Genomic DNA, 25,914 nt, shown 5'->3' on the forward strand with positions numbered 1-25,914 from the left:
ACGACCTCAAGGACAACCGCGGTAAGGATTGAAGGCGGCATGGGCGACATCATCGGCTTGCTGCTACCGTTTTTCGGATTGATCTTGATCGGCTACGTGGCCGCAAAGGTCACCAAACAACCTGCCGAGGCGCTTGGATGGATGAACACGTTCATCATCTATGCGGCACTTCCGGCGCTGTTCTTCAAGCTCGTCTCGCGCACGCCGATGGAGCAACTGGCGCGGGTCGACTTCATTCTTGGCGAGATCTTCGCGACCTATCTGATCTTCACGGTGGTGTTCCTGATCGGGTTCCTGATCCGCAAGACGTCATTCGAGGACTGCACGATCCAGGCGTTTGCCGGCGCTTACGGCAACATCGGGTATATGGGGCCGGGGCTTGCACTGCTCGCTTTCGGCGAAGCTGCGGCCGTTCCGGTGGCGCTGATCGTGTGTTTCGAGAACGCCGCCCATTTCATCGTGGCACCCGCCATGATGGCGGCAGCCGGCGGCGACGGTCGATCACCGCTGGCGGTGGCGGGCGATATCGCCCGCAAGGTTCTGCTGCACCCGTTCATCATCTCGACAGCTGTCGGCTTTGCATTCGCCGCGATGGCGTGGCAGCCGGCCGAACCGGTACAGCGGCTTATCGATTATCTGGCGCAAGCGGCAGCGCCCTGCGCCCTCTTTGCAATGGGGGTGACGCTGGCGTTGAGGCCGGTACGGCGTGTTCCGGTCGAGATCGGCTACATCGCCGCCTTCAAGCTGATCGTACTGCCACTGACGACGTTTTCGGTCCTGTCGCTGATCGGTGGTTTCGAACCGATCTGGATCTACTCGGCGACGCTGCTGTCAGCCCTGCCGACAGCCACCAATGTCTTCGTCATCAGCCAGCAATATGGCGTCTGGCAGGAGCGCGCATCGGCGAGCATCCTGATTATCACGCTGGCCTCGGTCTTCACCCTGCCAGCGATCCTCTATCTCATCCATTCCGGTTTTCTATCTGCGGGCTTGCTTCCTTAGGCCCGAAAAGATCTCGCGCAGTCCGCGGCCCGGTTCGATGCCCTCCCGCATCATCAGATTGCGAAGAGGCGGAGCGTTCTTCAAGACCTGGAGGCCGCCGGCGCGGAGCATCTGGACGGGCAGGAAGTCCGACAGGAGTGAGCGGTTGAGCAGATCGACACCGAAGGTGCGGGTCATGATATCGGGGCGGCGGCTCCGGTTGAAACGATCGCCGATATCCGCGCCAATCGGTCTGTCCGGTTCGTCCGTCACCAGATCGCTCAGCGTGATGATGTCACGCAGCGAGAGGTTGAGGCCTTGGGCGCCGATCGGGGGGAAGGCATGCGCGGCTTCGCCGACAAGTGCGACACGGCCCTTGCCGAACCGGTCTGCCATCAGGCTCGAAAGCGGCCAGGCCTGCGGGGCGGCTTCGACGGTCACCTTTCCAAGCATCGACTGCATGCGGTCTTCGACGAGCTGCGACAGCTGGTCGAGATCGGTCGCCATCAACCGCTCGGCTTCTTCGGGCCTCACAACCCAGACGAGGCTGGAGCGGGAACCGGGTAGGGGAACCTGCGTGAACGGTCCGGTTTCAGTATGGAACTCCGTCGAAACGTTGTGATGCGGCACCGTATGGGCAAAGTTCATCACCAGGGCGGACTGCGGGTAGGACCAGCGGCGGACGTCTATTCCGGCGGCCTCGCGCGTGCTCGACTTTCGCCCATCCGAGCCGATGACCAGATCAACGGACATCGACGAGCCGTCCGACAAGGTGAGGCTGGCGCGATCACCGTAGAAATCAAACGCGTCGACCTGATGGGTGAACCGGGTCACGTTCGGCTCAAGGTCGATCGCCTTTTCCAGCGCCGGAGACAGAGCGTTGTTGGGAATGTTGTAGCCGAATGCGTAAAGGCCGACATCCTGTGCGCGAAACTGGGTGGTGGGCGCGCGCAGCAGCCGCGTCGTGCCGTCGATGATCTGCATGATCGACAGCGGTGCTGCCGAGGGTGCGATGATATCCCATAGGCCCAGTCGATCCAGCAGGCGGATGGATTGATCCATCAGCGCGGTCGTGCGCCCATCGTCTCGCTCGGATGCCGGCGAAATCAGCGCGACTTTGCGGCCGGCTCGACCAAAAGCCAGCGCCGCTACCGATCCTGTCAGGCCGCCGCCAACGACGGCAATTTCGAACTCGTGCATCTGTCACCTCCGGAGCCATTCGCTCTCACCGTATTTATAGAGTGCTGGCCGTAATTCCAGCCGTAGCAGCGCCAGATTCGCCACGCGCTGCCCACGAGGGATCGAGAGAATCCTGGTTTTCCCGGTCATAATCAGGTGTGCGCCGGCATGCGCAGTTGCAAACGGGGACAATTGGCCGCATATCTCGCAGGCTTCATGGAAAGGCGGGGGACGCGTGTTCAGGCGACTATTCAATTATCGGAACGTCCCTTACGCGGAAATCCGGGCTTTCTCCGTGCATCTCCTGACGGCGTCAGGCTCCTTCCTGGCATTCCTCGGTGTCGTCGCTGCGGCAGAACATCGATTTGTCGACATGTTCTGGTGGCTGGGGCTGGCACTTCTGGTTGACGGGATCGACGGGCCGATCGCTCGCAAGGTGCATGTGAAGGAAGTCCTTCCGAACTGGTCGGGCGATACGCTCGACAATATCATTGATTACGTGACTTACGTTCTCCTGCCGGCCTTTGCGCTTTATCAAAGTGGAATGATCGGCGAACCCTGGTCATTCGTTGCGGCCGGCGCCATCGTCGTTTCGAGTGCGATCTATTATGCCGACATGGGCATGAAGACCGACGAGTATTTCTTCTCCGGTTTCCCGGTCGTCTGGAACATGGTGGTACTGACACTGTTCGTCATCGATGCCAGTGCGACGACGGCCATGATCGTGGTCTCCGTATCCGTGGTTGCCACTTTCCTGCCGATCAATTTCCTCCATCCCGTCCGCGTCAAGCGCCTGCGGCCGCTCAATCTCGGGATCTGCCTGCTCTGGTGCGCGCTCGCCGGCTACTCGCTGCTCCTGCATTTCCAGTCACCGGACTGGCTCGTCTGGGGCGTCGTGATCAGCAGTCTTTATCTCTATTGCATCGGCGGCATCATGCAGCTTTTTCCAGGTCTTGGAAAATAGCTGCGTTTTTTCGCAACGCGTCTCTTTGCTGTTGTGCAAGGCAACAAAAACGGTATCAATATCAACCCAGTATCCGGTCAGACCGGACGGGTTCAGCATTTGAAATAACTGCGACGCGGAAATACCGGCACTCAAGACCGGGCGCGCGGGTGAACGAGGGGACGTCGTGACTTTTTCCGAGAGCGAGCAGGCTGCTTCGCTTTTGTCGGTCCGTGGACTGACGAAGCTGTTCGGCGATTTTGCTGCGTGCACTGGTATCGATCTCGATATCGCGCCGGGCGAAATCCATGCGCTGCTTGGGGAAAACGGTGCCGGCAAATCCACTCTCGTAAAGATGCTGTTCGGCGTGCTTCAGCCATCGGGCGGGCAGATTGTCTGGCAGGGGAACCCGGTGACGATTGGTTCGCCTGGGGAAGCCCGGCAGCTCGGCATCGGCATGGTGTTTCAGCACTTCTCGCTGTTCGAAGCGCTGACGGTTGCCGAAAACATCGCGCTCTCGCTCGATCCGAAGACACCACTTGCCAAGATCGCCGAAGAGGCTGCCTCGCTTTCCAAGGCGTACGGACTGCCGCTTGATCCTTATGCGCATGTGGCCGACCTTTCGGTCGGTGAACGCCAGCGGATCGAGATCGTGCGGGCTCTCCTCCAGAACCCGAAGCTGATCATTCTCGACGAGCCGACCTCCGTGCTCACGCCGCAGGAAGCGGACCGGTTGTTCGAGACGCTTTTCAAGCTGAAGTCCGAGGGCCGCTCGGTGCTCTATATCAGCCACCGGCTGGAGGAAGTGCGTCGCATCTGCGACCGCGCCACCGTTCTTCGCCACGGCAAGGTGACCGGCGCCTGCGATCCGAGGCGGGAGACGCCAGCGTCACTTGCCCGGATGATGGTGGGTACCGAAGTTGCCGCGGTGCATCGGGACGAGGCGGTGGCGCTCGGGGACATTCAACTCGATGTGACCGATTTGACCGTGAAGGCGCGCTCGCCATTCGCGGTCAGTCTCAAGAACATTTCTATGCGCGTGCGCGCGGGCGAAATCCTCGCGATTGCGGGCATTGCGGGCAATGGCCAGAGCGAACTTTTTGATGCGCTGTCTGGCGAGTATCCGGTTGCCGATGACGACAGGATCAAGATCCGCGGCAAGGCGGTGGGGCGCACCGGCATCAACGGGCGGCGGTTGCTCGGGGCGAGTTTCGTGCCCGAGGAGCGGCATGGTCATGCTGCCGTACCCGGCATGTCGTTGACCGACAATCTGCTTCTGGCGCGCAGCCAGCCGGACCGCAAGGCATTTTTGTCGGGCGGTCTGGCGTCGATCGTGCGTTCCGGTGCGATCCGCTCTGCCACCAAACGCATCTGCCAGCAGATGGACGTGCGCAAGAGTGGAGAGGATCCGCTGGCCGGTTCGCTTTCGGGAGGCAATCTGCAGAAATTCGTCGTGGGGCGCGAACTCGATCGGCAGCCTTCGATCATGATCGTCAACCAGCCGACCTGGGGCGTCGATGCCGGTGCTGCGAGCCGGATCCGTCAGGCGCTGATCGATCTCGCGAAATCCGGCTCCGCCGTCGTCGTGATCAGCCAGGACCTTGATGAGATTTTCGAGGTGGCAACCAATATCGCTGTTATCTCGGAGGGCAAATTGTCGGAGCCGCATCCGGTCGGCAGCCTGTCGCTGGAGCGGATCGGGCTGATGATGGGTGGCATCCATGAGAGCCATTCCATCCCTGACGCCATGCCGTCCTCGCCGGAGGCAACGCATGCGCATTGAACTGCAAAAGCGTGCCCGCGTCTCGACGCTGTTTTCGGTTCTTTCGCCGCTTCTGGCGCTGGTGCTGACCCTGATCGGCGGGGCGATCCTGTTCTGGGCGCTCGGCAAGAACCCGGGATCTGCACTCTACAGTTTCTTTATCGAGCCGCTGCTGGAGGTCTGGTCGCTGCATGAACTGGCCGTCAAGGCTGCGCCGCTGATCCTGATCGCGGTCGGGCTTTCGATCTGTTACCGCTCCAACAACTGGAATATCGGCGCCGAGGGTCAGTTCACGATCGGGGCGATCACGGGCTCGATCCTGCCGGTTCTCTATCCCGAGTGGCATTCGCCGATGATCCTGCCGCTGATGCTTCTGATGGGCATTGCCGGCGGCGCGCTCTACGCGGGCATTCCCGCACTTTTGAAGACGCGTTTCAACACCAACGAAATCCTGACCAGCCTGATGCTGGTCTATATCGCGCAGCTGTTTCTCGACTGGCTGGTCCGCGGCCCTTGGCGTGACCCGCAGGGCTATAATTTTCCACAGACGAAGAGCTTCCAGATAGAAGCGGTGCTGCCGGAAATGCTGGCCTCCGGCCGGGCCCATTGGGGCTTTGCGTTCGCGATCATTGCCGCTGTCGCGCTCTGGTTCATGATGCGCTTCATGTTGAAGGGTTTCGAGGTTCAGGTGCTCGGCCAGTCGGAACGGGCAGGGCGTTTCGCCGGCTTTTCGGCGCGTCGGATGGTGTGGTTCTCGATGCTGGTCTCCGGCGGGCTTGCCGGGCTTGCGGGGATCTCGGAAGTGTCCGGTTCGATCGGCCACGTACAGCCGTCTATCTCGCCCGGATACGGTTTCACCGCGATCATCGTTGCGTTTCTGGGGCGTCTCAATCCGCTCGGAATCATCGCGTCGGGCCTCGTTCTGGCGCTCACCTATCTCGGTGGTGAGGCGGCCCAGCTTTCGATCGGGATTTCCGATAAAGCGAGCCGCGTCTTCCAGGGCCTGCTGCTGTTCTTCGTTCTGTCCTGCGATACGCTGATCCATTACCGCATCCGACTGATCTTTGCCGGAAGCCAGGCGGAGGCGAAGGGCTGATGTTCGAGGCGATCCTTCTGACCGTCATCACTGCCGCAACGCCGCTCGTCATCGCAGCGCTCGGCGAACTCGTCACTGAACGTGCCGGTGTGCTTAACCTCGGCGTCGAAGGCATGATGATCATGGGCGCCGTCTGCGCCTTTGCGGCGACGCAGATGACCGGTTCGCCCTATATCGGCATCGTCGCCGGCATTGTCGGCGGTGGGCTGTTCTCGCTGCTGTTCGGGTTCCTGACGCTGACGCTGGTGGCAAACCAGGTGGCGACGGGACTGGCGCTGACGATCCTGGGTCTCGGCATTTCCGGCCAGCTCGGCGAGAGCTTCGTCGGCCAGCCGGGCATCAAGCTGCAGCCGATCGTCATTCCGCTCCTGTCCGATATTCCCTTTTTCGGCCGCGTTCTCTTCGCGCAGGATCTCACCTTCTATCTGTCTATCGCGCTTGTCATCGGCATCAACTGGTTCCTGTTCAAGAGCCGTCGCGGCCTGAAGCTTCGCGCGATCGGCGACAACCACGGATCGGCGCATGCGCTCGGCATCAACGTCATCCGCACGCGCTATTTGGCAGTGCTGTTCGGTGGCGCCTGTGCGGGTCTTGCCGGTGCGCAGCTGTCGCTTGTGTATACGCCGCAATGGGTGGAAAACATGTCGGCTGGACGCGGCTGGATTGCGCTTGCGCTCGTCGTCTTTGCTTCGTGGCGGCCATGGCGGGTTCTCGCCGGCGGCTATCTTTTCGGGGCCGTGACGATCGGGCAGCTGCATGCGCAGGCGTTCGGTATCGGCATACCGTCGCAGGTTCTGTCCGCACTTCCTTACGTGGCGACTATTGTCGTCCTCATCATCATCTCGCATAATCGTCGCACGACGCTCATCAATACGCCGGCTTCGCTCGGAAAGGCATTCGTCCCCGATCGGTGACCGCGGTAAGCACACCCCGTCTTCAAGCCAATAGAGGTTTAGGAAATGAAGAAACTGATTATCGCCCTAGCCGCGTCGGCCGCCCTTCTGGGTGGTTTCTCGACCGGCGCGCAGGCCCAGGAAAAGAAGAAGGTCTGCTTCATCTATGTCGGTTCCAAGACCGATGGCGGCTGGACGCAGGCGCATGATCGCGGCCGTATCGAGCTGGAAAAGGCGCTTGGCGACAAGATCGAGACGCCGTTCCTCGAAAGCGTTCCGGAAGGTCCGGATGCGGAGCGCGCGATCGAGCGCATGGCCCGCTCCGGTTGCGCGATCGTCTACACGACCTCGTTCGGCTTCATGGATGCGACCGTGAAGGTTGCCGCGAAATTCCCGAACGTGAAGTTCGAACATGCGACCGGCTTCAAGGCTGGTCCGAACCTCGCGACCTACAATTCGCGCTTCTACGAAGGCCGTTATATCCAGGGCCAGATCGCTGCGAAAATGTCGAAGAAGGGCGTTGCCGGCTACATCGCATCCTTCCCGATCCCGGAAGTGGTGATGGGCATCAATGCTTTCGAACTCGGCGCAAAGTCGGTCAATCCTGAGTTCAAGCTCAAGGTCGTATGGGCGAACACCTGGTTCGACCCGGGCAAGGAAGCCGATGCCGCCAAGGCACTGGTCGACCAGGGCGTCGACATCCTGACCCAGCACACCGACACGACGGCACCGATGCAGGTTGCAGCCGAGCGCGGCATTTTCGCATTCGGTCAGGCCTCCGACATGATCGCTGCCGGTCCGAAGACCCAGCTGACTGCGATCGTCGACACCTGGGGCGCCTATTACATCAAGCGCACCAAGGCACTTCTCGACGGTTCCTGGAAGTCCGAGCAGATCTGGGACGGCCTGAAGGACGGCATTCTCACGATGGCGCCCTACACCAATATGCCTGACGACGTAAAGGCGATGGCCGAAGAGACCGAAGCCAAGATCAAGTCCGGCGAACTGCATCCGTTCACCGGCCCGATCAACAAACAGGACGGTTCCGAGTGGCTGAAGGCCGGCGAAAAGGCCGAGGACGGCGTTCTGCTCGGCATGAACTTCTACATCCAGGGTGTGGACGACCAGCTGCCGAAGTGAGCTCGTCTCCAGTCTGAGTTTGAAAGGGCGCCCTCATCGGCGCCCTTTTTGTTTCTGATGGACATATGCCGTTTATCGCCCTTCAAGACAGTTGCTGCTACACAGGCGGCGATCGCCGAAGGAGATTCTGAAATGAGCCGTTCCTGCCTTGCCGTCATTCTTGCCGCTGGCGACAGTACGAGAATGAAATCGTCCATGTCGAAAGTGCTGCATTCGGTCGCCGGGCGGCCGATGATCGCGCATGTGATGGCAGCGGTCGCTTCGGCCGGCATGACGGACGCAGCACTGGTCGTCGGTCGGGATGCGGACAAGGTCGCCAAGGCAGGTGCGATCGACGGGGTATCGGTCAAAGCCTTCCTGCAGACGGAGCGGCTTGGCACCGGACACGCAGTTCTCGCGGCGCGTGACGCCATCGCTGAAGGCTTCGACGACGTTCTGGTGGCCTATGCCGACGTGCCGCTCATCACCGCTGCCCCGTTCATGGCCGCTCGGGCTGAGTTGCAGAAGGGCGCCGATGTCGTGGTCATCGGGTTCCACACGGACAAGCCGACCGGCTATGGCCGTCTTCTCGTGGATAATGGCGAACTTGTCGCCATCCGGGAGGAGAAGGATGCGACTGACGAGGAACGCAAGGTCACCTGGTGCAATAGCGGCCTAATGGCAATCAACGGTGCCAAGGCTCTGGCCCTACTCGAACAGATCGGCAATGCCAATGCCAAGGGTGAGTACTACCTGACGGATCTCGTGGAGATCGCCCGGGCGAACGGCGGCAAGGTCGTTGCCGTGGATGCGCCCGAAACGGAACTGACCGGCTGCAACAACCGGGCGGAACTGGCTTACATCGAGCGCCTGTGGCAGGAGCGTCGCCGACATGAACTAATGGTGTCCGGTGTCACCATGATTGCGCCGGAAACCGTTTTCCTTGCTTTCGACACGCAGATCGGACAGGACGCGCTGATCGAGCCGAATGTGGTGTTCGGACCCGGGGTGACGATCGATAGCGGTGCGGTCATTCACGCGTTTTCCCATATCGAAGGTGCGCATGTCAGTTCGGGTGCGACAGTCGGGCCATTCGCGCGTCTTCGCCCAGGTGCTGATCTCGCCGAGGGCTCGAAGGTCGGAAATTTCTGCGAGGTGAAGAACGGCAAGGTCGGCGAGGGCGCCAAGGTGAACCACCTGACCTATATCGGCGATGCCGTCATCGGCGCGCTTGCCAATATCGGTGCCGGCACGATCACCTGCAACTATGACGGCGTCAACAAGCATGAGACCCGGATCGGCGCGAACAGCTTTATCGGATCCAACTCGTCATTGGTTGCGCCGGTGTCGATCGGCGACGGGGCTTATGTCGCGTCAGGCAGTGTGATTACCGAGGATGTGCCTGATGATGCGCTGGCCCTTGGTCGCGCCCGGCAGGACGTGAAGCCGGGCCGCGCGAAGGTCATTCGCGAGCGGGCGCTGGCGATCAAGGCATCGAAGGCGAAGTAGCCGTCCGGGGCTACATTGAAGACGGAAGGATCCGTCGCTGCGGGAGGGGCAAGAACTGCTTCGAACAGGCCGCAGCGGCAGGTCCGACCCATTAAGGATTTCGCGTTACTGTTCGACATCGAAAGTGACCGCGCCGGTGATTGCACGGCGAGGGCAATCGGCTAGGACTTCGCGATCGAACGAGAAGAATTGGAGAGGCCTATATGTGCGGGATTGTCGGGATCGTAGGCCATGAGCCGGTAGCGACGCGTCTGGTCGAGGCGTTGCGACGGCTGGAATACCGCGGCTATGATTCCGCTGGCGTCGCCACCATCCACGACGGCAAGCTCGATCGCCGCCGCGCCGAGGGCAAGCTGTTCAACCTCGAAAAGAAGCTCGACGGAGAGCCGCTGCCGGGCACGATCGGCATTGCCCATACCCGCTGGGCGACGCATGGCGTTCCGAACGAGACGAACGCGCATCCGCATTTCGTCGACGGAGTCGCGGTTGTTCATAACGGCATCATCGAGAATTTCTCCGAACTCAAGGACGCACTGATCGCCGACGGGGCTGTCTTCACCAGCCAGACGGATACGGAAGTCGTCGCGCATCTGCTGGCGCATTACACGCGCGAAGGCCTGGGGCACCGCGAAGCGATGCTTGCCATGCTCAACCGCGTTTCCGGCGCCTATGCGCTGGTCGTGATGTTCGAGGACGAGCCCGGCACGATCTTTTCGGCGCGATTCGGACCGCCGCTTGCCGTCGGTCATGGTCGGGGAGAGATGTTCTTAGGATCGGATGCGATTGCGCTTTCGCCCTTCACCAACGAGATCACCTATCTGGTCGATGGCGACTGCGCCATCATCACCCATGATCGTCTCGAGGTCATCGACTACGAAGGCAGGCCTGTTACCCGCAAGAGCCAGATTTCGCAGGCCGCGACCTTCATGGTCGACAAGGGCAACCATCGCCACTTCATGGAGAAGGAGATCTACGAGCAGCCGGAGATCATCTCCCATGCGCTTGCCCATTACATCGACTTTGCCACCAACACGGTGAAGCCGACGGATACGGCGATTGATTTCTCGACGGTGTCCGGTCTCGCGATCTCCGCCTGCGGTACGGCCTATCTGTCCGGTCTGATCGGCAAATACTGGTTCGAGCGGTACGCTCGCCTTCCCGTCGAGATCGACGTCGCCTCGGAATTCCGCTACCGCGAACTGCCGCTGTCGCCCAGCCAGGCGGCGCTGTTTATCTCGCAGTCCGGCGAAACCGCCGATACGCTCGCATCCCTGCGCTACTGCAAGGAACAGGGACTGAAGATCGGCGCCATCGTCAACGTCCGCGAATCGACGATCGCGCGCGAATCGGATGCAGTGTTTCCAATTCTCGCAGGACCGGAGATAGGTGTCGCCTCGACCAAGGCGTTCACCTGCCAGCTCGCGGTTCTGGCGGCTCTTTCGATCGGCGCCGGTCGCGTCCGCGGGACAGTGACGGAGAGCGACGAGAAGGCGATGGTAAAGCACTTAGCCGAGATGCCGCGAATCATGAGCCGGGTATTGAACGATATCCAGCCGCAGATCGAGGCGCTTTCGCGTGAACTTTCGCGCTTCAAGGATGTGCTCTATCTCGGGCGCGGCACGAGCTATCCGCTCGCACTCGAAGGTGCTCTGAAACTGAAGGAAATTTCCTACATTCATGCGGAAGGCTACGCAGCCGGCGAGTTGAAGCACGGACCGATTGCTCTGATCGACGAGCACATGCCCGTCATCGTCATTGCGCCGCATGACCGGTTCTTCGAAAAGACCGTGTCGAACATGCAGGAAGTGGCGGCCCGCGGCGGCAAGATCATCTTCATTACCGACGAAAAGGGCGCTGCGGCCTCGAAGCTTCCGACGATGGCGACGATCGTGCTGCCGAACGTGGACGAAATCATTTCGCCGATGATTTTTTCGCTGCCGATCCAGCTGCTTGCCTACCACACGGCGGTGTTTATGGGCACCGATGTGGATCAGCCACGCAACCTTGCGAAATCCGTCACTGTGGAGTGATCGGGCAGGGGTCGCTTTCCCTTGCATCGCAGCAATCCATCTTGCATTGTCGCATTGTATGAATGCGGCAATCGACGTCTCACTTAAGGAATTTTCATGAGCGACAGTCCAGAGCGCCTATCGCTGGCCGGTCGGCTCAGAAACAACTTCCTCACCGGCCTGATCATATGCGCGCCTTTGGCGATCACGATATGGCTGACCTTTACCTTCATCGACTGGGCCGATAGCTGGGTAACGCCGTACATTCCGCAGCGTTACGACCCCCAGTACTACTTCGACGTAACGATTCCCGGCACGGGTCTGCTGCTGGCCATGGTGATGATCACCATCATCGGCTTTCTCGGCAGGAACCTGATCGGTCGCTCGATCGTCAGTTTCGGTGAGTCGATCCTCAACCAGATGCCGCTTATCCGGACGATCTACAAGAGCGTCAAACAGATCCTCGAGACGGTCCTGAAGGAACAGTCCACGTCCTTCAAGAAGTGCGGCATGGTGGAGTTTCCGACACCCGGCACCTGGGTGCTGGTGTTCATTGCCGGCGATGCACAGGGCGAGATTGCCGAGAAGCTCAACGCAGACGGCGAGGAGATGGTGGCGGTGTTCATGCCACCGACGCCTGTTCCGACGGCAGGTTTCCTGATGTTCGTGCGCAAAAGCCAGATCATCATGCTCGACATGACGCCGGAAGAGGGCGCCAAGCTGTTGATCTCGGGTGGACTAATTTCTCCGACCTATACGCCGAAGCCCGGCGAGGTCCCGATCCTGCCGGCACCGCAGGACATGCCGGCCACTACCACTCCGCCGACCGCCGTTTAGCCTGCCCGCAGGAAGCGGATCGCTTCGTCGCGTCGATGCAGATAGAGCAGTGCGCGTACGGCTTCGCCTCGTTCGCTCGTGAGGTCCGGATCCCGATCCAGGAGATAGGTCGCGTCCTTGCGGGCGATTTCGAGAAGATCCGCATGCGCTTCGAGGCTTGCGATCTTGAACCCGGGCGTGCCTGACTGGCGGGTGCCCAAGAGTTCTCCCTCGCCGCGCAGTTTCAGGTCTTCCTCGGCGATCAGAAATCCGTCCTCGCTGTCGCGAAGGATCGACAGGCGCGCATGGCCGGTCTCGCTGAGCGGTCCCTTGTAGAGAAGAATGCAGGTGGAGGCTTCATCGCCACGCCCGACGCGGCCCCGCAGCTGGTGGAGCTGCGCCAGACCGAACCGTTCTGCATGTTCGATCACCATGATTGTCGCATCGGGCACGTCGACGCCGACCTCGACGACCGTGGTTGCCACAAGCAGGCGGATCTCGCCGTTTTTGAAGGCGCTCATGACGGCGTCTTTTTCCGGTCCGGCCATTCGGCCGTGCACGAGGCCGACAGTACCGGCACCAAGCTCGCGGGCCAGAACCGCATAGCGTTCCTCGGCCGACATCAGTTCGGAAACATCCAATTCTTCGACCAGCGGGCAGATCCAGTAAACTTTCTTTCCCTCTGCGACGGCGCTGCGCAGGCGCCCGACGACGTCGCCGATCCGTTCGGTCGGGATCGTTACGGTCTGGATCGGCTTTCTGCCGGCCGGCTTCTCGGTCAGCTTGGACACATCCATGTCGCCGAAGGCAGCAAGCACCAGTGTGCGCGGGATGGGCGTCGCGGTCATGACGAGCATATGCGGGGATATGCCCTTGGCGGTCAGACGCAGACGCTGATGCACGCCGAACCGGTGCTGTTCGTCGACGACCGCCAGCATCAGGCTGTGATAGCTGACGGTGTCCTGGAACAGCGCGTGGGTGCCGATGACGATCTGGGCCTCGCCCGAGGCGATCCGCTCGACGATGGCTTCGCGTTCGCGGCCCTTGGTGCGGCCGGTCAAAAGTTCGACCGTGACACCGGCAGCGCCTGCCAGTTTCGAGATCGTCGAGAAATGCTGGCGGGCGAGAATTTCGGTGGGTGCCATGAGCACTGCCTGACCCCCCGCTTCGACGGCGGCCGCCATCGCCAGCAAGGCCACGAGCGTCTTGCCGGCGCCGACATCGCCCTGCAGCAGCCGCAGCATGCGGTCTTCGCCTGCCATGTCCCTGGTAATATCCTCGACGGAGGATTTCTGGCTCGGCGTCAGCGAAAAGGGCAGTGCGGCGACGAGCCGGGCGGCAAGCTCGCCCTTTACCCGGATCGGCTGTCCCGGCACTTTGCGGATCTTCTGGCGCACCAACGCGAGCGACACCTGGCCTGCGAGAAATTCGTCATAGGCCAAGCGTCGACGGGCCTTGGACTGGGGATCGATATCCGTTTCGTCCTGCGGATCGTGCAGTTCCTGAAAGGCTTCCGTTACGGTAGGAAAGCCCTCACGCTGCGTGAGGCTCAAATCCACCCATTCCGGGAACTGGGGCAGGCGCGCGATTGCAGCTTCAATCGTCCGGCGGAATGTCTTCGAAGAGAGGCCGGCTGTCATGGGATAGACTGGTTCCACAAGCGGCAGGTTTTCGGCTTCCGATACCTTCACCATGAAATCCGGATGGATCATCGAGGCGCGGCCGTTGAACCAGTCGACCTTGCCGCTGACCATGACCTGTTCGTCGACCGGAAGCGTCTTGTGCAGCCAGTCTCCCTTTGCCCGGAAGAAGGTGAGGGCGAGTTCGCCGGTCTCGTCGTGCAGAAAAACCCGGTAGGGCTGGTTGGTTCTGGCCGGTGGAGGTTGATGCCGGTCGACGCGTCCCTCGATGGTGACGATCGCTCCTTGCGGCGCGAGCGCAATGCCCGGACGGTTGCGGCGATCGATCAGCGAATAGGGCGCATGGAACAGGAGATCGACGACCCGGCAGTCTTCCGCATCCTCGCGTCCGGTGACACGCGCGATCAGGTCGGCGATCTTCGGGCCGACGCCGGGCAGCGATGAGACGGAGGCAAACAGCGGATCGAGGATGGCAGGGCGCATGGTTGGCTAAATGGCGCAAGTTTTGCCCATTTGGCAAGGTGACGCGAGCCGAAAACAATCCTATATGAACCGCAAAACAGGGACCTGGCTTATGACTGGATTGGCACGCACCAGCGCGGATCTCGACCCCCGTCGCCGACGTATTCTCTATCGCTGCTGGCATCGCGGCATTCGCGAGATGGATCTCGTGTTCGGCAGCTTCGCCGAGGCGGAGATTTCCAACCTCTCCGATACGGAACTGGACGAGTTTGAAGTGATCATGGATGAGCAGGACCACGACCTGCACGCCTGGATCACCGGCGCTATGGCGCTGCCCGAGGAACGCAATACGCCTCTGTTTGCGCGTATCGCCGCCTACAAGCCGGACTTCGATCCCGTGACCAGAGAGTCGTTGCAAGAGAAACTCGGCCAATGATTTCCGGATTTAACGCGAAGAAGATCGCGGCGGCCTCAACACCGCTGACCATCGGCAGTGTGCCGGCCGGCACCGAACCGCTTGTTCTTGCGGAACTGGCGCGGGCCGGACAGTCGGTTGCCTACGTTCTCTCGGACGGCCAGCGGATGCCGGATCTGGAGCAGATGCTGTCCTTCGTTGCGCCGGAAATTCCGGTTCTGTCGCTGCCGGCCTGGGACTGTCTGCCCTATGACCGTGTGTCGCCGAGTGCCGATGTCTCCGCAAGGAGACTTGCCGCCCTGTCGGGGCTGATCGCGCATGCCAAGAAGCCGCATCCGGCCATTGTGCTCGTCACCGTCAATGCGATGTTGCAGAAGATCGCGCCAGCCTCGGTGATCGAAAGCCTGGCGTTTTCAGCCAAGCCCGGCAACGTGATCCGGATGGACGATATTGCCGCGCGGCTTGAGCGCAACGGCTTCGACCGCGTCTCGACGGTTCGTGAAGTCGGCGAATTCGCTGTGCGCGGCGGTATTCTCGACGTGTTTGTGCCCGGAACGGAAGAGCCGGTGCGGCTCGATTTCTTCGGCGATACGCTGGAAACGATCCGGTCGTTCGATCCGGCAAGCCAGCGCACGACAGGTCAGGCCCGCTCGCTCGATCTCAACCCGATGAGCGAAGTGACGCTGACGCCCGACACGATCAGCCGCTTCCGCACGAATTACCTTTCGCTGTTCGGCGCTGCCAACCGTGACGACGCGCTCTATCAGGCCGTGTCCGAGGGGCGTCGCTACGCCGGCATGGAACACTGGCTCCCGCTATTTTACGAGAAGCTCGAGACCGCATTCGACTATCTGCGCGGTTTCCGGATCGTCACGGATCACAATGCACGCGAAGCGGCGACTGAGCGCTCAAAGCTCGTCACCGACTACTTCGAGGCACGCCGCGATCAGGCGAGCCTGGGCAAGGGTGCCGCCGCACAGGCAACGCCCTACAAGCCGGTATCGCCGGGCCAGCTTTATCTCGACGGCAAGTCGTTTGCGGAAACGCTCGATCAGGTGGCCGCCATCAGGCTGACGCCCTTCAACGAGATGGATTCCGCCGGCCGTCCGGTTCTGACGCTGGATGCCCATACGGGGCCGCGCTGGGCGAAAAGTCAGGCGGAGACCGGGTCCGAGACCCAGGAGCACGATTCCGATAGCGACGTTCGCGTCAATATTTTCGATCTCGTCGTCAAGCACATCGCCGACAAGCGCGCCGAAGGCACGAAGGTTCTGATCACCGGCTGGTCCGCCGGCTCGCTCGACCGACTTCTGCAGGTTCTGGATGAACGCGGCCTGAAGCGTATCAAGCCGATCGAGAAGCTGTCGGACCTGCAGAAGCTTGAAAAAGGCGAGGCGGCGTCCGCCGTGATGAGCCTGGAGGCGGGTTTCGAGACGGGCGATATCGCTGTGATCGGCGAGCAGGATATTCTCGGCGACCGCATGGTTCGGCGCGGCAAGCGCCGCAAGCGTGGAGCCGATTTCCTGACCGAAGTTGCGGGTCTCGATGAAGGATCGCTTGTCGTCCACGCCGAACACGGTATCGGCAAGTTCGTCGGCCTGATCACGATCGAGGCCGCCGGAGCGCCGCGTGCCTGCCTGGAACTGCATTATGCAGACCAGGCGAAGCTCTTCCTGCCCGTCGAAAACATCGACCTTCTCTCCCGCTATGGGTCGGATGCAGCGGAAGCCAATCTCGACAAGCTTGGTGGCGGCGCCTGGCAGGCCCGCAAGGCCAAGCTCAAGAAGCGCCTGCTGGATATGGCCGGCGATCTGATCCGGATCGCTGCGACGCGCATGGTGCGTCGTGCGCCGGTTCTCGCAACGCCGGAAGGGCTCTACGACGAGTTCGCTGCCCGCTTCCCCTATGACGAGACGGAAGATCAGGAAACCGCGATCGAGGCGGTGCGTGACGATCTGGCAGCCGGTCGACCGATGGACCGCCTGGTTTGCGGCGACGTCGGCTTCGGCAAGACCGAAGTGGCGCTGCGCGCGGCCTTCTTTGCCGCGATGAACGGTGCTCAGGTTGCAGTCGTCGTTCCGACGACCCTGCTCGCACGCCAGCATTTCAAGACGTTTACCAACCGCTTCCGCGGGCTGCCGATCCGGATCGCCCAGGCCTCGCGTCTTGTGCCCGCGAAAGAACTGGCGCTGACGAAGAAGGAATTGTCCGAGGGCAAGGTCGATATCGTCGTCGGCACCCATGCGCTTCTGGGCAACAGCATCCAGTTCGCCAACTTGAGCCTTCTGATCATCGACGAGGAGCAGCATTTCGGGGTCAAGCACAAGGAACGGCTGAAGGACATGAAGACCGACGTGCATGTGCTGACGCTGTCTGCGACGCCGATCCCGCGCACGCTGCAGCTGGCCATGACGGGCGTTCGCGAACTGTCGCTGATCACCACGCCGCCGGTCGACCGCATGGCTGTGCGAACCTTTATCTCGCCGTTTGATCCCTTGGTCATCCGCGAGACGCTGATGCGTGAGCATTACCGCGGCGGTCAGAGTTTCTACGTCTGCCCGCGGCTGGCGGATCTTGCCGATATCCAGGCGTTCCTGCAGTCGGACGTACCGGAACTCAAGGTGGCCGTTGCGCATGGCCAGATGGCTGCGGGAGAGCTGGAAGACATCATGAATGCCTTCTACGACGGCAAGTATGACGTTCTTCTCTCGACCACGATCGTCGAATCCGGTCTCGACGTGCCGACCGCCAACACGCTGATCGTGCACCGGGCCGACATGTTCGGGTTGGCGCAGCTCTATCAGCTGCGTGGCCGCGTTGGGCGCTCGAAGGTTCGGGCATTTGCGCTGTTCACGCTGCCAGTCAACAAGACGCTCACCCAGATGGCGGACCGTCGCCTCAAGGTGCTGCAGTCGCTCGATACGTTGGGCGCCGGTTTTCAGCTGGCAAGCCACGACCTCGACATCCGCGGCGCCGGCAATCTTCTCGGCGAGGAACAGTCTGGTCACATCAAGGAAGTCGGTTTCGAGCTTTACCAGCAGATGCTGGAGGAGGCGGTTGCCGAAGTGAAGGGCGAAGACGAGATCCTCGATACCGGTTGGTCACCACAGATCTCCGTCGGCATCACCACGATGATCCCGGAGAACTACGTGCCGGATCTGCATCTGCGCATGGGTCTCTATCGCCGTCTCGGCGAAGTGCAGGAACTGTCGGAGATCGACGGGTTCGGCGCGGAAATGATCGATCGCTTCGGGCCGATGCCGCCCGAGGTGCAGAATCTGCTCAAGGTCGTCTATATCAAGACGCTCTGCCGCAAGGCGAATGTCGAGAAGGTCGATGCCGGTCCGAAGGGCGTGGTCATCGTCTTCCGCGACAAGCAGTTCCCCAACCCGGCGGCGCTGGTCGGCTATATCGCCAAGCAGGGATCGCTTGCGAAGATCAGGCCGGACCAGAGCATCTTCCTCAACCGCGACCTGCCGACGCCGACGAAGCGTCTGACAGCTGCAGCCCAGGTGATGACGCAGTTTGCGGAACTGGCGAAGACCTGAAACGGCTCGTCGCTGCGACAACAAACAAAAGGCCGGTGAGCAGAGTTCACCGGCCTTTTTCGTTCAATCGATACCGTGGCTTTCAGGGCTTCGTGTCTGGCGTTTCCGGCGCCATCACCGCGGCGGCCTGCGTATCCGAGCCAAGGGCCGGCGGGAGTGGCGTGCCGCGGACGCGTTCGCGAATGAGGGTCAGCATGCCCGAGCCGATGATCAGAATGATGCCGATCACCATCGGCAGGTCGATATGGTCCCCGAAGACCAGGTAGCCGAACAGCACCGCCCAGATCATTTGACTATATTGCGTCGGGCCGATCAGGGTCGCGGGTGCATAGGCGGCAGCGTACATGACCAGGATCGCGCCGAGCGCTGCCAGAAGCCCGTAGCCGGCCAGCCAGAGCCACTGGATTGCCGTTGGCGCCTGGAAGCCGGGCAGGGCAAGCGCGCCGCACACGACGAGCGTTCCGAGCACGCCGGCGCCGTAGAGCGATATGTTCTTTTCCGACGGTCCCATGGCCCGGAACACGACAATCGAGATCGCGCCGCTCAAGCCACCGAAGACGGCGCCGAGATGGCCGATCGAGAGTTCGCGAAATCCGGGGCGGAGCACGATCATGACGCCGACAAAGCCGATGACGACGGCTGCCCAGCGCTTGTATCCGACCTGCTCCTTTAGGAAGAGGACGGACATGATGGTGACGAAGGACGGAAGAAGGAAGATCAGGGCGAATGCTTCGGCCATCGACAAATGGGTAAAGGCAGTGACGCTGCCGATCGTGCCGCCGGCCTGCGCCACGAACCGCAGGATCCAGAGAGGTCGGTTGGTGGTGTTGAAGATATCCGTCCAGCGGTCGCCCTTCTTCATGAGGAAGGGCAGACCGACGAGGCAGAAGACCGCGCCAAGGAACGAGGATTGATAGGGGCTCAGCTGGCCCTCGATCAATTTGACGCTGGCGTCGCTCCATGCATAGGCGGCGAAGGCCGCAAAGGCGATGAGGACACCCTTGAGGGTCTGGTCTTTCTGCACAAAGATGACTTTCAGAGAGCTAGATCATGCCCTTGCGAGCTTCGGCTTTGAGCTGGGCGATTTCGCGGAAAGCGTTGGCGAGAACATCCGGCATCTGGGCACCGCTCACCGCATACTGTCCATCGATGATGAAGAACGGCACGCCGTTGACGCCCATCTTCTGCGCAGCGTCGATCTCGGCAAGGACCGTGTCCTTATCGGCGTCACCTGCCAGAAGGTTCTCGACGACCGTGCGATCCATACCGGCTTCGACGGCGATGTCTGCGAGAACCGCGTGGTCCCCGACAACGCGCCCCTGCTCGAAATTCGCCTTGAACAGCGCGGTCACAACGCGATCCTGAACCTCGCGGCCCTCCACCATCGCCCACTGAAGCAGACGGTGGGCATCGAGCGTGTTCGAGCCGACCGTGATCGCGTCGAAATTGAACGCGATGCCGACTTCCTGGCCCAGCTGGGTCAGCGCCCCATGCGCGCGGGCGACCGTTTCGCTGCCGCCGAGCTTTGCTTCGAGGAAAGCCTTGTGGTCCACACCCTCAGGCGGAATGTCCGGGTTGAGGCGATAGGGACGCCAGTTCAAGTCGACGCCGATCTCGTCCTGGACTTCGGCAATTGCGAGCTCGAGCCGCGCCTTGCCCAGGTAGCACCAGGGGCACACGACGTCGGAGACAATATCTACGGTGATGCGCTCCATCGGCGTTCTCTTTCTGATCAGACTTGGGTTTGCGATCGGCGGGTGGCGGCGTGTCTTACTGCGCCCGCTCATCCCACCATGTGTTGAGCTGATAGCCGTATAGCGGCAAGGTTTTCGGATAGCGTATCTGCTTGCGCCGCGCCACCCACTGGTCCGGAATATGGTAGAGCGGCACCATGTAATGGCCTGAGATCAGCAGGCGGTCGTAGGCGCGAACGGTTGCCTCGAAATCTTCCTTGCTGCGGACCGCCATCATGGTGCCGATCAGCCGGTCGATATCGGGATCCGCCGTTCCTGCGAAGTTGAAGCTGCCGGGCGCGTCGCGCGACGTGGAGCCCCAGCGACCCATCTGCTCGATGCCTGGAGACAGCGAGGACGGATAGGATTTGACGATCATGTCGTAGTCGAAGCTGCCCGACCGCGCCTGGTACTGCGAATCGTCGACTGTGCGGATCGCCATGTCGACGCCGATCATCCGAAGGGCTCGCTGGTAGGCGATGGCGAGCTTTTCCTGATCGACGGTCTGGGTCATGACCTCGAACGACAACTGGCGCCCGCTGGCATTTGTCATGCGGCCGTTCTTGATCGTGTAGCCGCCCTTGTTCAGAAGGTCGACGGCCTTTCGCAACACTCTGCGGTCGGCACCGGACGCGTTGGTCTTTTCGATACGGTAGGTACCATCGAGTACGTCGGGCTCGATTCGGTTCTTGGTGTCACCGAGGATTTCTAGCTCGCGCTGGTCCGCCGGTTTGCCGAGAGAAGTCAGCGGCGAGCCCTGCCAGAAGCTTTCTGTGCGGGTATAGGCGTTCTCGAACAGGTTCCGGTTGGCCCACTCGAAATCGAAGGCCAGCGAAAGGCCGGCGCGCACATTGACGTCTGCAAAGATCGACCGGCGCGTGTTGAACACGAAGCCCAGCATGCCCGTCGGCAGTTGCGGCGTGAAGGCTTCCTTGACCGCGTCTCCAGTCCGGATGGCCGGGAAATTATACGCGCGCGCCCAGTGGGTCGGGCTGCCATCGGGATAGATGTCGATCTCGCCCTTCTTGAAGGCTTCGAACAGGGTGTTGTCTTCCAAAAAGTATTCGACGCTGATTCGGTCGTAATTGTCGAAACCGACTTTGGCCGGAATATCCTTGCCCCAGTACTTCTCATCGCGCTCGTAGACGATGCGCTGGCCGGGCGAGACGGATTTGATAAGATAGGGTCCCGAGCCCAGCGGCACCTTCAGGGTCGACTGATCGAATGTCTCCGGGTCGATCGCGTGTTTCGGCAGGATCGGGGTGGAGGCGGCGATGATCAGCGGGAATTCCCGGTCGACCGTGTCGTTGAAGGTAAAGCGGACACTGCGCTCGCCGACCTTTTCCATCTTCTCCACAGGGGCGAGACGCCTGGAGAACGGCACCCGACCCTTGTCGCGCAGCACCTCGAAGGAAAAGATCACGTCCTCAGGCGTCACCGGCTGGCCGTCGGACCATTTTGCCTTGGGATTAATGTTGAACTGGATGAATGTGCGCTCATCATTCCACTCTACGCTTTCGGCGAGCAGCCCATAGAGCGTGAATGGCTCGTCGGCCGAGCGGGTCATCAGTGTTTCGTAGATCAGGTTGCCGAAAGCGGGATCCCAGACGCCGCGGGCGGTGGTGCGGATGCTCTTCAGATTGAACGGGTTGAGGCTGTCGAACGTGCCGACGACGCCGTAGCGGACACTACCGCCCTTCTTCACATCAGGGTTGACGTAGGGCAGGTGGCGGTAGTCGCCGGGCAGGGCAGGTTCGCCATGCATGGAGATCGCGTGCAGAGGCTGCGACTGCGCCTCGAATGCCATGACGGGCGTGACCAGCGTCGCTGCGATCAAGAAGGATATAATGCGCTTCATGAAAGCATTCCGTTTCTCTCAATACTGCTGATTCGGCCGGAAAATAGCGGATAGGCGCGGTTGCACCAAGCACAGGCTCTTCAAACTTGCGCATGCGATGTTAACGTATTGTCAAAATAGCAAAAGAAAGGCTGGATATCGCCTTCGCGTCGATGTAACAGATTGGCAACACCCGCCGAGTCATTCAATTGCCTCATTTGAGCGACAGGTGACAGGCAGTAGGACATCTCGACGGGGTGGACGGCGCACGCTGCGCCCGCGGATTTCAGGAGACGGATTTCGTTATGATGCTCAAGGCAACCAAAGTTATGCGGACGGCCATGTCTGCTCTTGCTGTTTCGGTCGGCGTCGCTGCGCTGCCGGTTGCAGCCTTCGCCCAGCAGGCAGCTCCCGCACAGGGCGGCGCCGGTGCCGGCGGTCCGCCGCTTGGCTGGTTCAAGACCTGCACCAAGCAGGACGATGCTGATCTCTGCGTTGTGCAGAACATCATTCTGGCCCAGAACGGCCAGCTAATCACGGCAATCGGCCTCATCAGCGTCGAAGGCAAGGTCAACCGCAAGATCCTTCAGGTTTCGGTTCCGACCGCACGTATGGTGCAGCCTGGCATCATCATGCAGATCGACGGTGCCAAGGGTCAGAAGCTCGACTACGCCGTCTGCCTTCCCGACAAGTGCACAGCTGAAGTGCCCCTAACGGATGCGATGATCGCCAGCCTTAAGAAGGGCACCGACGTCGTGTTCACGTCGATGAACTTCCGTCGCGCGCCGAACCCGATCAAGGTTTCGTTGACCGGCTTTACCGGTGCCTATGACGGTGCCGCAATCACCCAGTCGCAGCTTGCGGAAAGCCAGCGTAGCCTGGAAGAAGGCATGCAGAAGAAGGCTGAGGAAGCGCGCAAGAAGCTTGAAGAAGCTCAGAACGCTGCCAAGCAGGGCCAGTAAGTTCAGATCTCAAAGCAACAAAAAAGCCCGGTCGAAAGACTGGGCTTTTTTCGTTTTGACGATTTATCTCGACCAGGCTGGCCCCGATCAGTGGGCGAGGATGACCTTCGGCTTTAGGTTGCCGGAGGGGCCGGCGTCGAAGATCTGGTAGACCTGCGGGTTGCGCAGGGGTTGGTCGCTCTCGTCATGGACCAGGTTCTGTTCCGAGACGTAAGCGACGTATTCGGTTTCGTCGTTCTCGGCCAGAAGGTGGTAGAAGGGCTGATCCTTGCTTGGGCGGATCTCGGCCGGAATCGCGTTCCACCATTCCTCGGTATTGTCATATTCGGGGTCCACATCGAACACGACGCCGCGGAACGGGAACACCTTGTGGCGAACGACTTCGCCGATCGTAAACTTGGCATTTCGCTGTTTCATGGTGCGACATCCTTTCGCAACATAATGTGGGTGTAAATCCGTTGCTGCTCAAGTGGCAAATGCGGTGTGGTAAGGATAGTTCCACTTTGTTCTCATCCCGTTCCTGCTCGCCTTCCCTTCAACGTTGCAAGAATGACGCCTCCGAGGACGCACACGATGCCGACACCATGGTAGGCCTCGAAGGTTTCGCCGAGAAACGCCACGGCCATGACGATCGAAACCGGGGGCATGAGGTAGAGCGTGGTCCCGGCCGTGACCGAACCGAAGATCCGCACCACCTGCTGGAAGCAGAAGAAGGCGGCGAGCGAGGCGAAGAGAATGATGCCGGCAAGCTTCATCCAGGCGGACTGGCTGGTGGGAAGAAGACCGCCGTGAAACAGTTCCCAGATCGCCGGCACGATCAGGATGAGCGAGCCGGAGAAGGCAATCAGTCCGAACAGTGTGAGCGGACGAACGGCTTGAGCTGCCGGGCGCCGTAACAGAATTGAATAAAAGGCAAACGCGATCGCGGCGATCAGAATGCCGAGATCGCCGAGATTGAAGCGCATGTGAAGAACGGCAGCAAGGTCGCCGCGCAACACGATGACCGCGACGCCCGCGAAGGCGAGCGCCATGCCGCAGATTTCCTTGATGCTGATGCGTCGGCTGGCGAACAGCCATTCCAGCAGAATGATGAAGAGCGACGACGTGCTGTAGATCAGCGTGGCATTGGAGGCCGTCGTCATGGTGAGTGCCCAGTAGACGAAGCCGCCGCAAATGCCCATGCCGAGGAAGCCGAGCCAGAGCCACAACCACGTATGGGCCCGCACAAAGGCCGCAGCAGCGCGACGATCCAGATAGAGCAGCGGCAGCATGATGAACGTCGATCCTGCCCAGCGGATGAACGCGGTCATATAGGGACCGATTTCGCCGACAATGCCGCGGCCGAAAACGAGATTGCTGGAAAAGAAGACCGGGACAAGAAGGAAGATCAGCCAGTCGAGGGGACGGGGCGTGCTGCCGGTATCGGTGCGCATGAGGCAATCCAAGGGGCGGTGACGCAGGAACGGGCCTGTGACCGCAAGTTAGGAGCCTGCTGCTCCGATGAAGCACGAATGAAAAACGGCGGGTAAGCCCCGCCGTTTCTGGTTTTCAGGTTGGTCCGCGGATCAGGCGGAATAATACATGTCGAATTCGACCGGATGCGGCGTCATCTCGAAGCGCATGACTTCCACCATCTTCAGTTCGATATAGGCGTCGATCTGATCGTCGTCGAAGACGCCGCCGGCGGTGAGGAACTTGCGATCCTTGTCGAGGCTGTCGAGCGCTTCGCGCAAGCTACCGCAGACCGTCGGGATCTTGCGCAGTTCCTTCGGCGGCAGGTCGTAGAGATCCTTGTCCATCGCCTTGCCGGGATGGATCTTGTTCTTGATGCCGTCGAGGCCAGCCATCAGCATGGCGGCAAAACCGAGATAGGGGTTCTGGGCCGGATCGGGGAAGCGGACTTCGACGCGCTTTGCCTTCGGGTTCGACCCGAACGGAATGCGGCAGGAGGCGGAACGGTTGCGGGCCGAGTAGGCAAGCAGAACCGGTGCTTCGTAACCCGGCACGAGACGCTTGTAGGAATTCGTCGTCGGGTTCGTGAAGGCGTTGATCGCCTTGGCGTGCTTGATGATGCCGCCGATGTAGTAAAGGCAGCTTTCCGACAGGCCTGCATACTCGTCACCAGCAAAGGTCGGCTTGCCGTCCTTCCAGATCGACTGGTGAACGTGCATGCCCGAGCCGTTGTCGCCGAAGATCGGCTTCGGCATGAAGGTGGCCGTCTTGCCATAGGCATTGGCGACCTGATGCACGACGTATTTGTAGATCTGCATCTTGTCGGCGTTGCGCACCAGCGTGTCGAACTTCACACCGAGTTCGTGCTGGGCGGCTGCGACTTCATGGTGATGCTTTTCGACGACCACACCCATTTCGGTGAGGACGGTGAGCATTTCCGAGCGCATGTCCTGAAGGCTATCGACCGGCGGAACCGGGAAGTAGCCGCCCTTGACGCGCGGACGGTGGCCGAGGTTGCCGGTCTCGTAATCGGTGTCGTCGTTGGACGGCAGTTCCGAACTGTCCAGCTTGAAGCCCGTATTGTAGGGATCGGCCTTGTACTTGACGTCGTCGAAGACGAAGAATTCAGGCTCGGGGCCGACGAAAATCGTATCGCCGATGCCCGATGCCTTGAGATAGGCCTCGGCCTTCTTGGCCGTGCCGCGCGGATCGCGGTTGTAGGCTTCACCGGAAATCGGATCGAGAATGTCGCAAACGATGACCATCGTGGATTGCGCGAAAAACGGGTCCATGTGCACGGTCTGCGGATCGGGCATCAGCACCATGTCCGACTCGTTGATGGCCTTCCATCCGCCAATCGAGGAGCCATCGAACATGACGCCATCGGCGAACATATCCTCATCGACGGCCGAGACATCCATCGTCACGTGCTGCAGCTTGCCGCGCGGGTCCGTAAAGCGCAGGTCCACGAACTTGACGTCGTTTTCCTTGATCTGTTTCATGATTTCGCTTGCGCTCGTCATATGACCTTTTCCTCGCCTGTATGATTGTTATGAAC

Annotated in this window: 20 protein-coding genes; 12 read left to right on the forward strand and 8 right to left on the reverse strand. The window is 60.8% G+C overall.

Annotated features, from left to right (window positions below; genetic code table 11):
* Positions 1-39: 39 nt before the first annotated feature.
* Positions 40-1,002 carry an AEC family transporter gene (locus tag ACQY1J_RS12065; RefSeq protein ID WP_430251620.1) on the forward strand — a complete coding sequence of 321 codons (963 nt, stop codon included), beginning with the start codon at positions 40-42 and terminating at the stop codon, positions 1,000-1,002.
* On the opposite strand, the gene ACQY1J_RS12070 is transcribed toward ACQY1J_RS12065, so the two are convergent.
* A complete protein-coding gene (locus ACQY1J_RS12070; RefSeq protein WP_062456766.1) occupies positions 979-2,181 on the reverse strand; it encodes a UbiH/UbiF family hydroxylase in 1,203 nt (400 codons plus the stop codon). The two genes, ACQY1J_RS12065 and ACQY1J_RS12070, sit on opposite strands and share 24 nt — an antisense overlap.
* A 214-nt stretch (positions 2,182-2,395) precedes the next feature.
* Here ACQY1J_RS12070 and pcsA point away from each other — a divergent pair, with 214 nt between their 5' ends.
* The 8 genes from pcsA (at position 2,396) to ACQY1J_RS12110 (ending at position 12,328) form a co-directional block, all read left to right on the forward strand.
* Positions 2,396-3,124, forward strand: a complete 729-nt coding sequence (gene pcsA / locus ACQY1J_RS12075) for a phosphatidylcholine synthase (protein ID WP_062456769.1) — start codon at positions 2,396-2,398, stop codon at positions 3,122-3,124.
* Between the two features lie 166 nt (positions 3,125-3,290).
* A complete protein-coding gene (locus tag ACQY1J_RS12080) occupies positions 3,291-4,886 on the forward strand; it encodes an ABC transporter ATP-binding protein (protein WP_430251623.1) in 1,596 nt (531 codons plus the stop codon).
* Complete coding sequence (locus ACQY1J_RS12085) at positions 4,876-5,961, forward strand: ABC transporter permease (protein ID WP_430251625.1); 1,086 nt, start codon at positions 4,876-4,878, stop codon at positions 5,959-5,961. The genes ACQY1J_RS12080 and ACQY1J_RS12085 overlap by 11 nt, the downstream gene beginning before the upstream one ends.
* Complete coding sequence (locus ACQY1J_RS12090; RefSeq protein WP_062456779.1) at positions 5,961-6,875, forward strand: ABC transporter permease; 915 nt, start codon at positions 5,961-5,963, stop codon at positions 6,873-6,875. Before ACQY1J_RS12085 ends, ACQY1J_RS12090 begins: the two co-directional genes overlap by 1 nt.
* A gap of 45 nt (positions 6,876-6,920) precedes the next feature.
* The gene (locus ACQY1J_RS12095; protein WP_430251627.1) at positions 6,921-7,994 is read left to right on the forward strand and encodes a BMP family ABC transporter substrate-binding protein; all 1,074 of its coding nucleotides are present in this window, start codon (positions 6,921-6,923) and stop codon (positions 7,992-7,994) included.
* Positions 7,995-8,126: 132 nt separating this feature from the next.
* Entirely contained in the window at positions 8,127-9,482 is a 1,356-nt protein-coding gene (glmU, locus tag ACQY1J_RS12100) for a bifunctional UDP-N-acetylglucosamine diphosphorylase/glucosamine-1-phosphate N-acetyltransferase GlmU (RefSeq protein ID WP_430251629.1), read from the forward strand.
* A 203-nt stretch (positions 9,483-9,685) separates the two neighbouring features.
* Positions 9,686-11,512: a glutamine--fructose-6-phosphate transaminase (isomerizing) gene (gene glmS, locus ACQY1J_RS12105; RefSeq protein ID WP_430251631.1), complete on the forward strand. Its 1,827-nt coding sequence runs from the start codon at positions 9,686-9,688 to the stop codon at positions 11,510-11,512.
* Between the two features lie 96 nt (positions 11,513-11,608).
* A complete protein-coding gene (locus ACQY1J_RS12110) occupies positions 11,609-12,328 on the forward strand; it encodes a DUF502 domain-containing protein (protein ID WP_430251633.1) in 720 nt (239 codons plus the stop codon).
* Here the strand turns inward: ACQY1J_RS12110 and recG are convergent.
* Complete coding sequence (gene recG / locus ACQY1J_RS12115) at positions 12,325-14,430, reverse strand: ATP-dependent DNA helicase RecG (protein WP_430251635.1); 2,106 nt, start codon at positions 14,428-14,430, stop codon at positions 12,325-12,327. The two genes, ACQY1J_RS12110 and recG, sit on opposite strands and share 4 nt — an antisense overlap.
* A 91-nt stretch (positions 14,431-14,521) precedes the next feature.
* Between recG and ACQY1J_RS12120 the strand changes: the two genes are divergently transcribed.
* On the forward strand, positions 14,522-14,845 hold the full coding sequence (locus ACQY1J_RS12120) for a succinate dehydrogenase assembly factor 2 (protein ID WP_062456798.1): 324 nt from the start codon (positions 14,522-14,524) through the stop codon (positions 14,843-14,845).
* Positions 14,842-18,372 carry a transcription-repair coupling factor gene (mfd, locus tag ACQY1J_RS12125; RefSeq protein ID WP_430251637.1) on the forward strand — a complete coding sequence of 1,177 codons (3,531 nt, stop codon included), beginning with the start codon at positions 14,842-14,844 and terminating at the stop codon, positions 18,370-18,372. Before ACQY1J_RS12120 ends, mfd begins: the two co-directional genes overlap by 4 nt.
* 82 nt (positions 18,373-18,454) lie before the next feature.
* Here the strand turns inward: mfd and ACQY1J_RS12130 are convergent, their stop codons facing one another.
* The 3 genes from ACQY1J_RS12130 to ACQY1J_RS12140 are packed head-to-tail and all read right to left on the reverse strand — an operon-like array spanning position 18,455 to position 21,963.
* Entirely contained in the window at positions 18,455-19,396 is a 942-nt protein-coding gene (locus ACQY1J_RS12130; RefSeq protein ID WP_113165222.1) for a DMT family transporter, read from the reverse strand.
* Between the two features lie 19 nt (positions 19,397-19,415).
* Complete coding sequence (locus ACQY1J_RS12135) at positions 19,416-20,087, reverse strand: DsbA family oxidoreductase (protein ID WP_062456808.1); 672 nt, start codon at positions 20,085-20,087, stop codon at positions 19,416-19,418.
* A gap of 55 nt (positions 20,088-20,142) precedes the next feature.
* Positions 20,143-21,963, reverse strand: a complete 1,821-nt coding sequence (locus ACQY1J_RS12140) for an extracellular solute-binding protein (protein WP_430251639.1) — start codon at positions 21,961-21,963, stop codon at positions 20,143-20,145.
* 284 nt (positions 21,964-22,247) lie between these two features.
* Here ACQY1J_RS12140 and ACQY1J_RS12145 point away from each other — a divergent pair, with 284 nt between their 5' ends.
* Positions 22,248-22,904 carry an invasion associated locus B family protein gene (locus ACQY1J_RS12145; RefSeq protein ID WP_062456811.1) on the forward strand — a complete coding sequence of 219 codons (657 nt, stop codon included), beginning with the start codon at positions 22,248-22,250 and terminating at the stop codon, positions 22,902-22,904.
* A gap of 87 nt (positions 22,905-22,991) precedes the next feature.
* Here ACQY1J_RS12145 and hspQ read toward each other — a convergent pair whose 3' ends face one another.
* From hspQ to glnA, 3 genes are all read right to left on the reverse strand, one after another.
* Positions 22,992-23,321 carry a heat shock protein HspQ gene (gene hspQ / locus ACQY1J_RS12150; RefSeq protein WP_062456814.1) on the reverse strand — a complete coding sequence of 110 codons (330 nt, stop codon included), beginning with the start codon at positions 23,319-23,321 and terminating at the stop codon, positions 22,992-22,994.
* A gap of 92 nt (positions 23,322-23,413) precedes the next feature.
* Positions 23,414-24,337: a DMT family transporter gene (locus ACQY1J_RS12155; RefSeq protein WP_430251642.1), complete on the reverse strand. Its 924-nt coding sequence runs from the start codon at positions 24,335-24,337 to the stop codon at positions 23,414-23,416.
* A gap of 132 nt (positions 24,338-24,469) precedes the next feature.
* A complete protein-coding gene (glnA, locus tag ACQY1J_RS12160) occupies positions 24,470-25,879 on the reverse strand; it encodes a type I glutamate--ammonia ligase (RefSeq protein ID WP_062456819.1) in 1,410 nt (469 codons plus the stop codon).
* Between the last annotated feature and the right edge of the window lie 35 nt (positions 25,880-25,914).

Origin of the sequence: Neorhizobium sp. DAR64860/K0K1 (genome assembly GCF_050500205.1) — a bacterium.
Classification (GTDB): Bacteria; Pseudomonadota; Alphaproteobacteria; order Rhizobiales; family Rhizobiaceae; genus Neorhizobium; species Neorhizobium soli.

What these genes read in the sequence shown, in the direction of transcription:
- ACQY1J_RS12065 (WP_430251620.1), top strand. Translation starts at nt 40, where the DNA reads ATGGGCGACATCATCGGCTTGCTGCTACCGTTTTTCGGATTGATCTTG.
- ACQY1J_RS12070 (WP_062456766.1), bottom strand. Translation starts at nt 2,181, where the DNA reads ATGCACGAGTTCGAAATTGCCGTCGTTGGCGGCGGCCTGACAGGATCG.
- ACQY1J_RS12085 (WP_430251625.1), top strand. Translation starts at nt 4,876, where the DNA reads ATGCGCATTGAACTGCAAAAGCGTGCCCGCGTCTCGACGCTGTTTTCG.
- ACQY1J_RS12090 (WP_062456779.1), top strand. Translation starts at nt 5,961, where the DNA reads ATGTTCGAGGCGATCCTTCTGACCGTCATCACTGCCGCAACGCCGCTC.
- ACQY1J_RS12095 (WP_430251627.1), top strand. Translation starts at nt 6,921, where the DNA reads ATGAAGAAACTGATTATCGCCCTAGCCGCGTCGGCCGCCCTTCTGGGT.
- glmU (WP_430251629.1), top strand. Translation starts at nt 8,127, where the DNA reads ATGAGCCGTTCCTGCCTTGCCGTCATTCTTGCCGCTGGCGACAGTACG.
- glmS (WP_430251631.1), top strand. Translation starts at nt 9,686, where the DNA reads ATGTGCGGGATTGTCGGGATCGTAGGCCATGAGCCGGTAGCGACGCGT.
- ACQY1J_RS12110 (WP_430251633.1), top strand. Translation starts at nt 11,609, where the DNA reads ATGAGCGACAGTCCAGAGCGCCTATCGCTGGCCGGTCGGCTCAGAAAC.
- recG (WP_430251635.1), bottom strand. Translation starts at nt 14,430, where the DNA reads ATGCGCCCTGCCATCCTCGATCCGCTGTTTGCCTCCGTCTCATCGCTG.
- ACQY1J_RS12120 (WP_062456798.1), top strand. Translation starts at nt 14,522, where the DNA reads ATGACTGGATTGGCACGCACCAGCGCGGATCTCGACCCCCGTCGCCGA.
- mfd (WP_430251637.1), top strand. Translation starts at nt 14,842, where the DNA reads ATGATTTCCGGATTTAACGCGAAGAAGATCGCGGCGGCCTCAACACCG.
- ACQY1J_RS12135 (WP_062456808.1), bottom strand. Translation starts at nt 20,087, where the DNA reads ATGGAGCGCATCACCGTAGATATTGTCTCCGACGTCGTGTGCCCCTGG.
- ACQY1J_RS12140 (WP_430251639.1), bottom strand. Translation starts at nt 21,963, where the DNA reads ATGAAGCGCATTATATCCTTCTTGATCGCAGCGACGCTGGTCACGCCC.
- ACQY1J_RS12145 (WP_062456811.1), top strand. Translation starts at nt 22,248, where the DNA reads ATGATGCTCAAGGCAACCAAAGTTATGCGGACGGCCATGTCTGCTCTT.
- hspQ (WP_062456814.1), bottom strand. Translation starts at nt 23,321, where the DNA reads ATGAAACAGCGAAATGCCAAGTTTACGATCGGCGAAGTCGTTCGCCAC.
- ACQY1J_RS12155 (WP_430251642.1), bottom strand. Translation starts at nt 24,337, where the DNA reads ATGCGCACCGATACCGGCAGCACGCCCCGTCCCCTCGACTGGCTGATC.
- glnA (WP_062456819.1), bottom strand. Translation starts at nt 25,879, where the DNA reads ATGACGAGCGCAAGCGAAATCATGAAACAGATCAAGGAAAACGACGTC.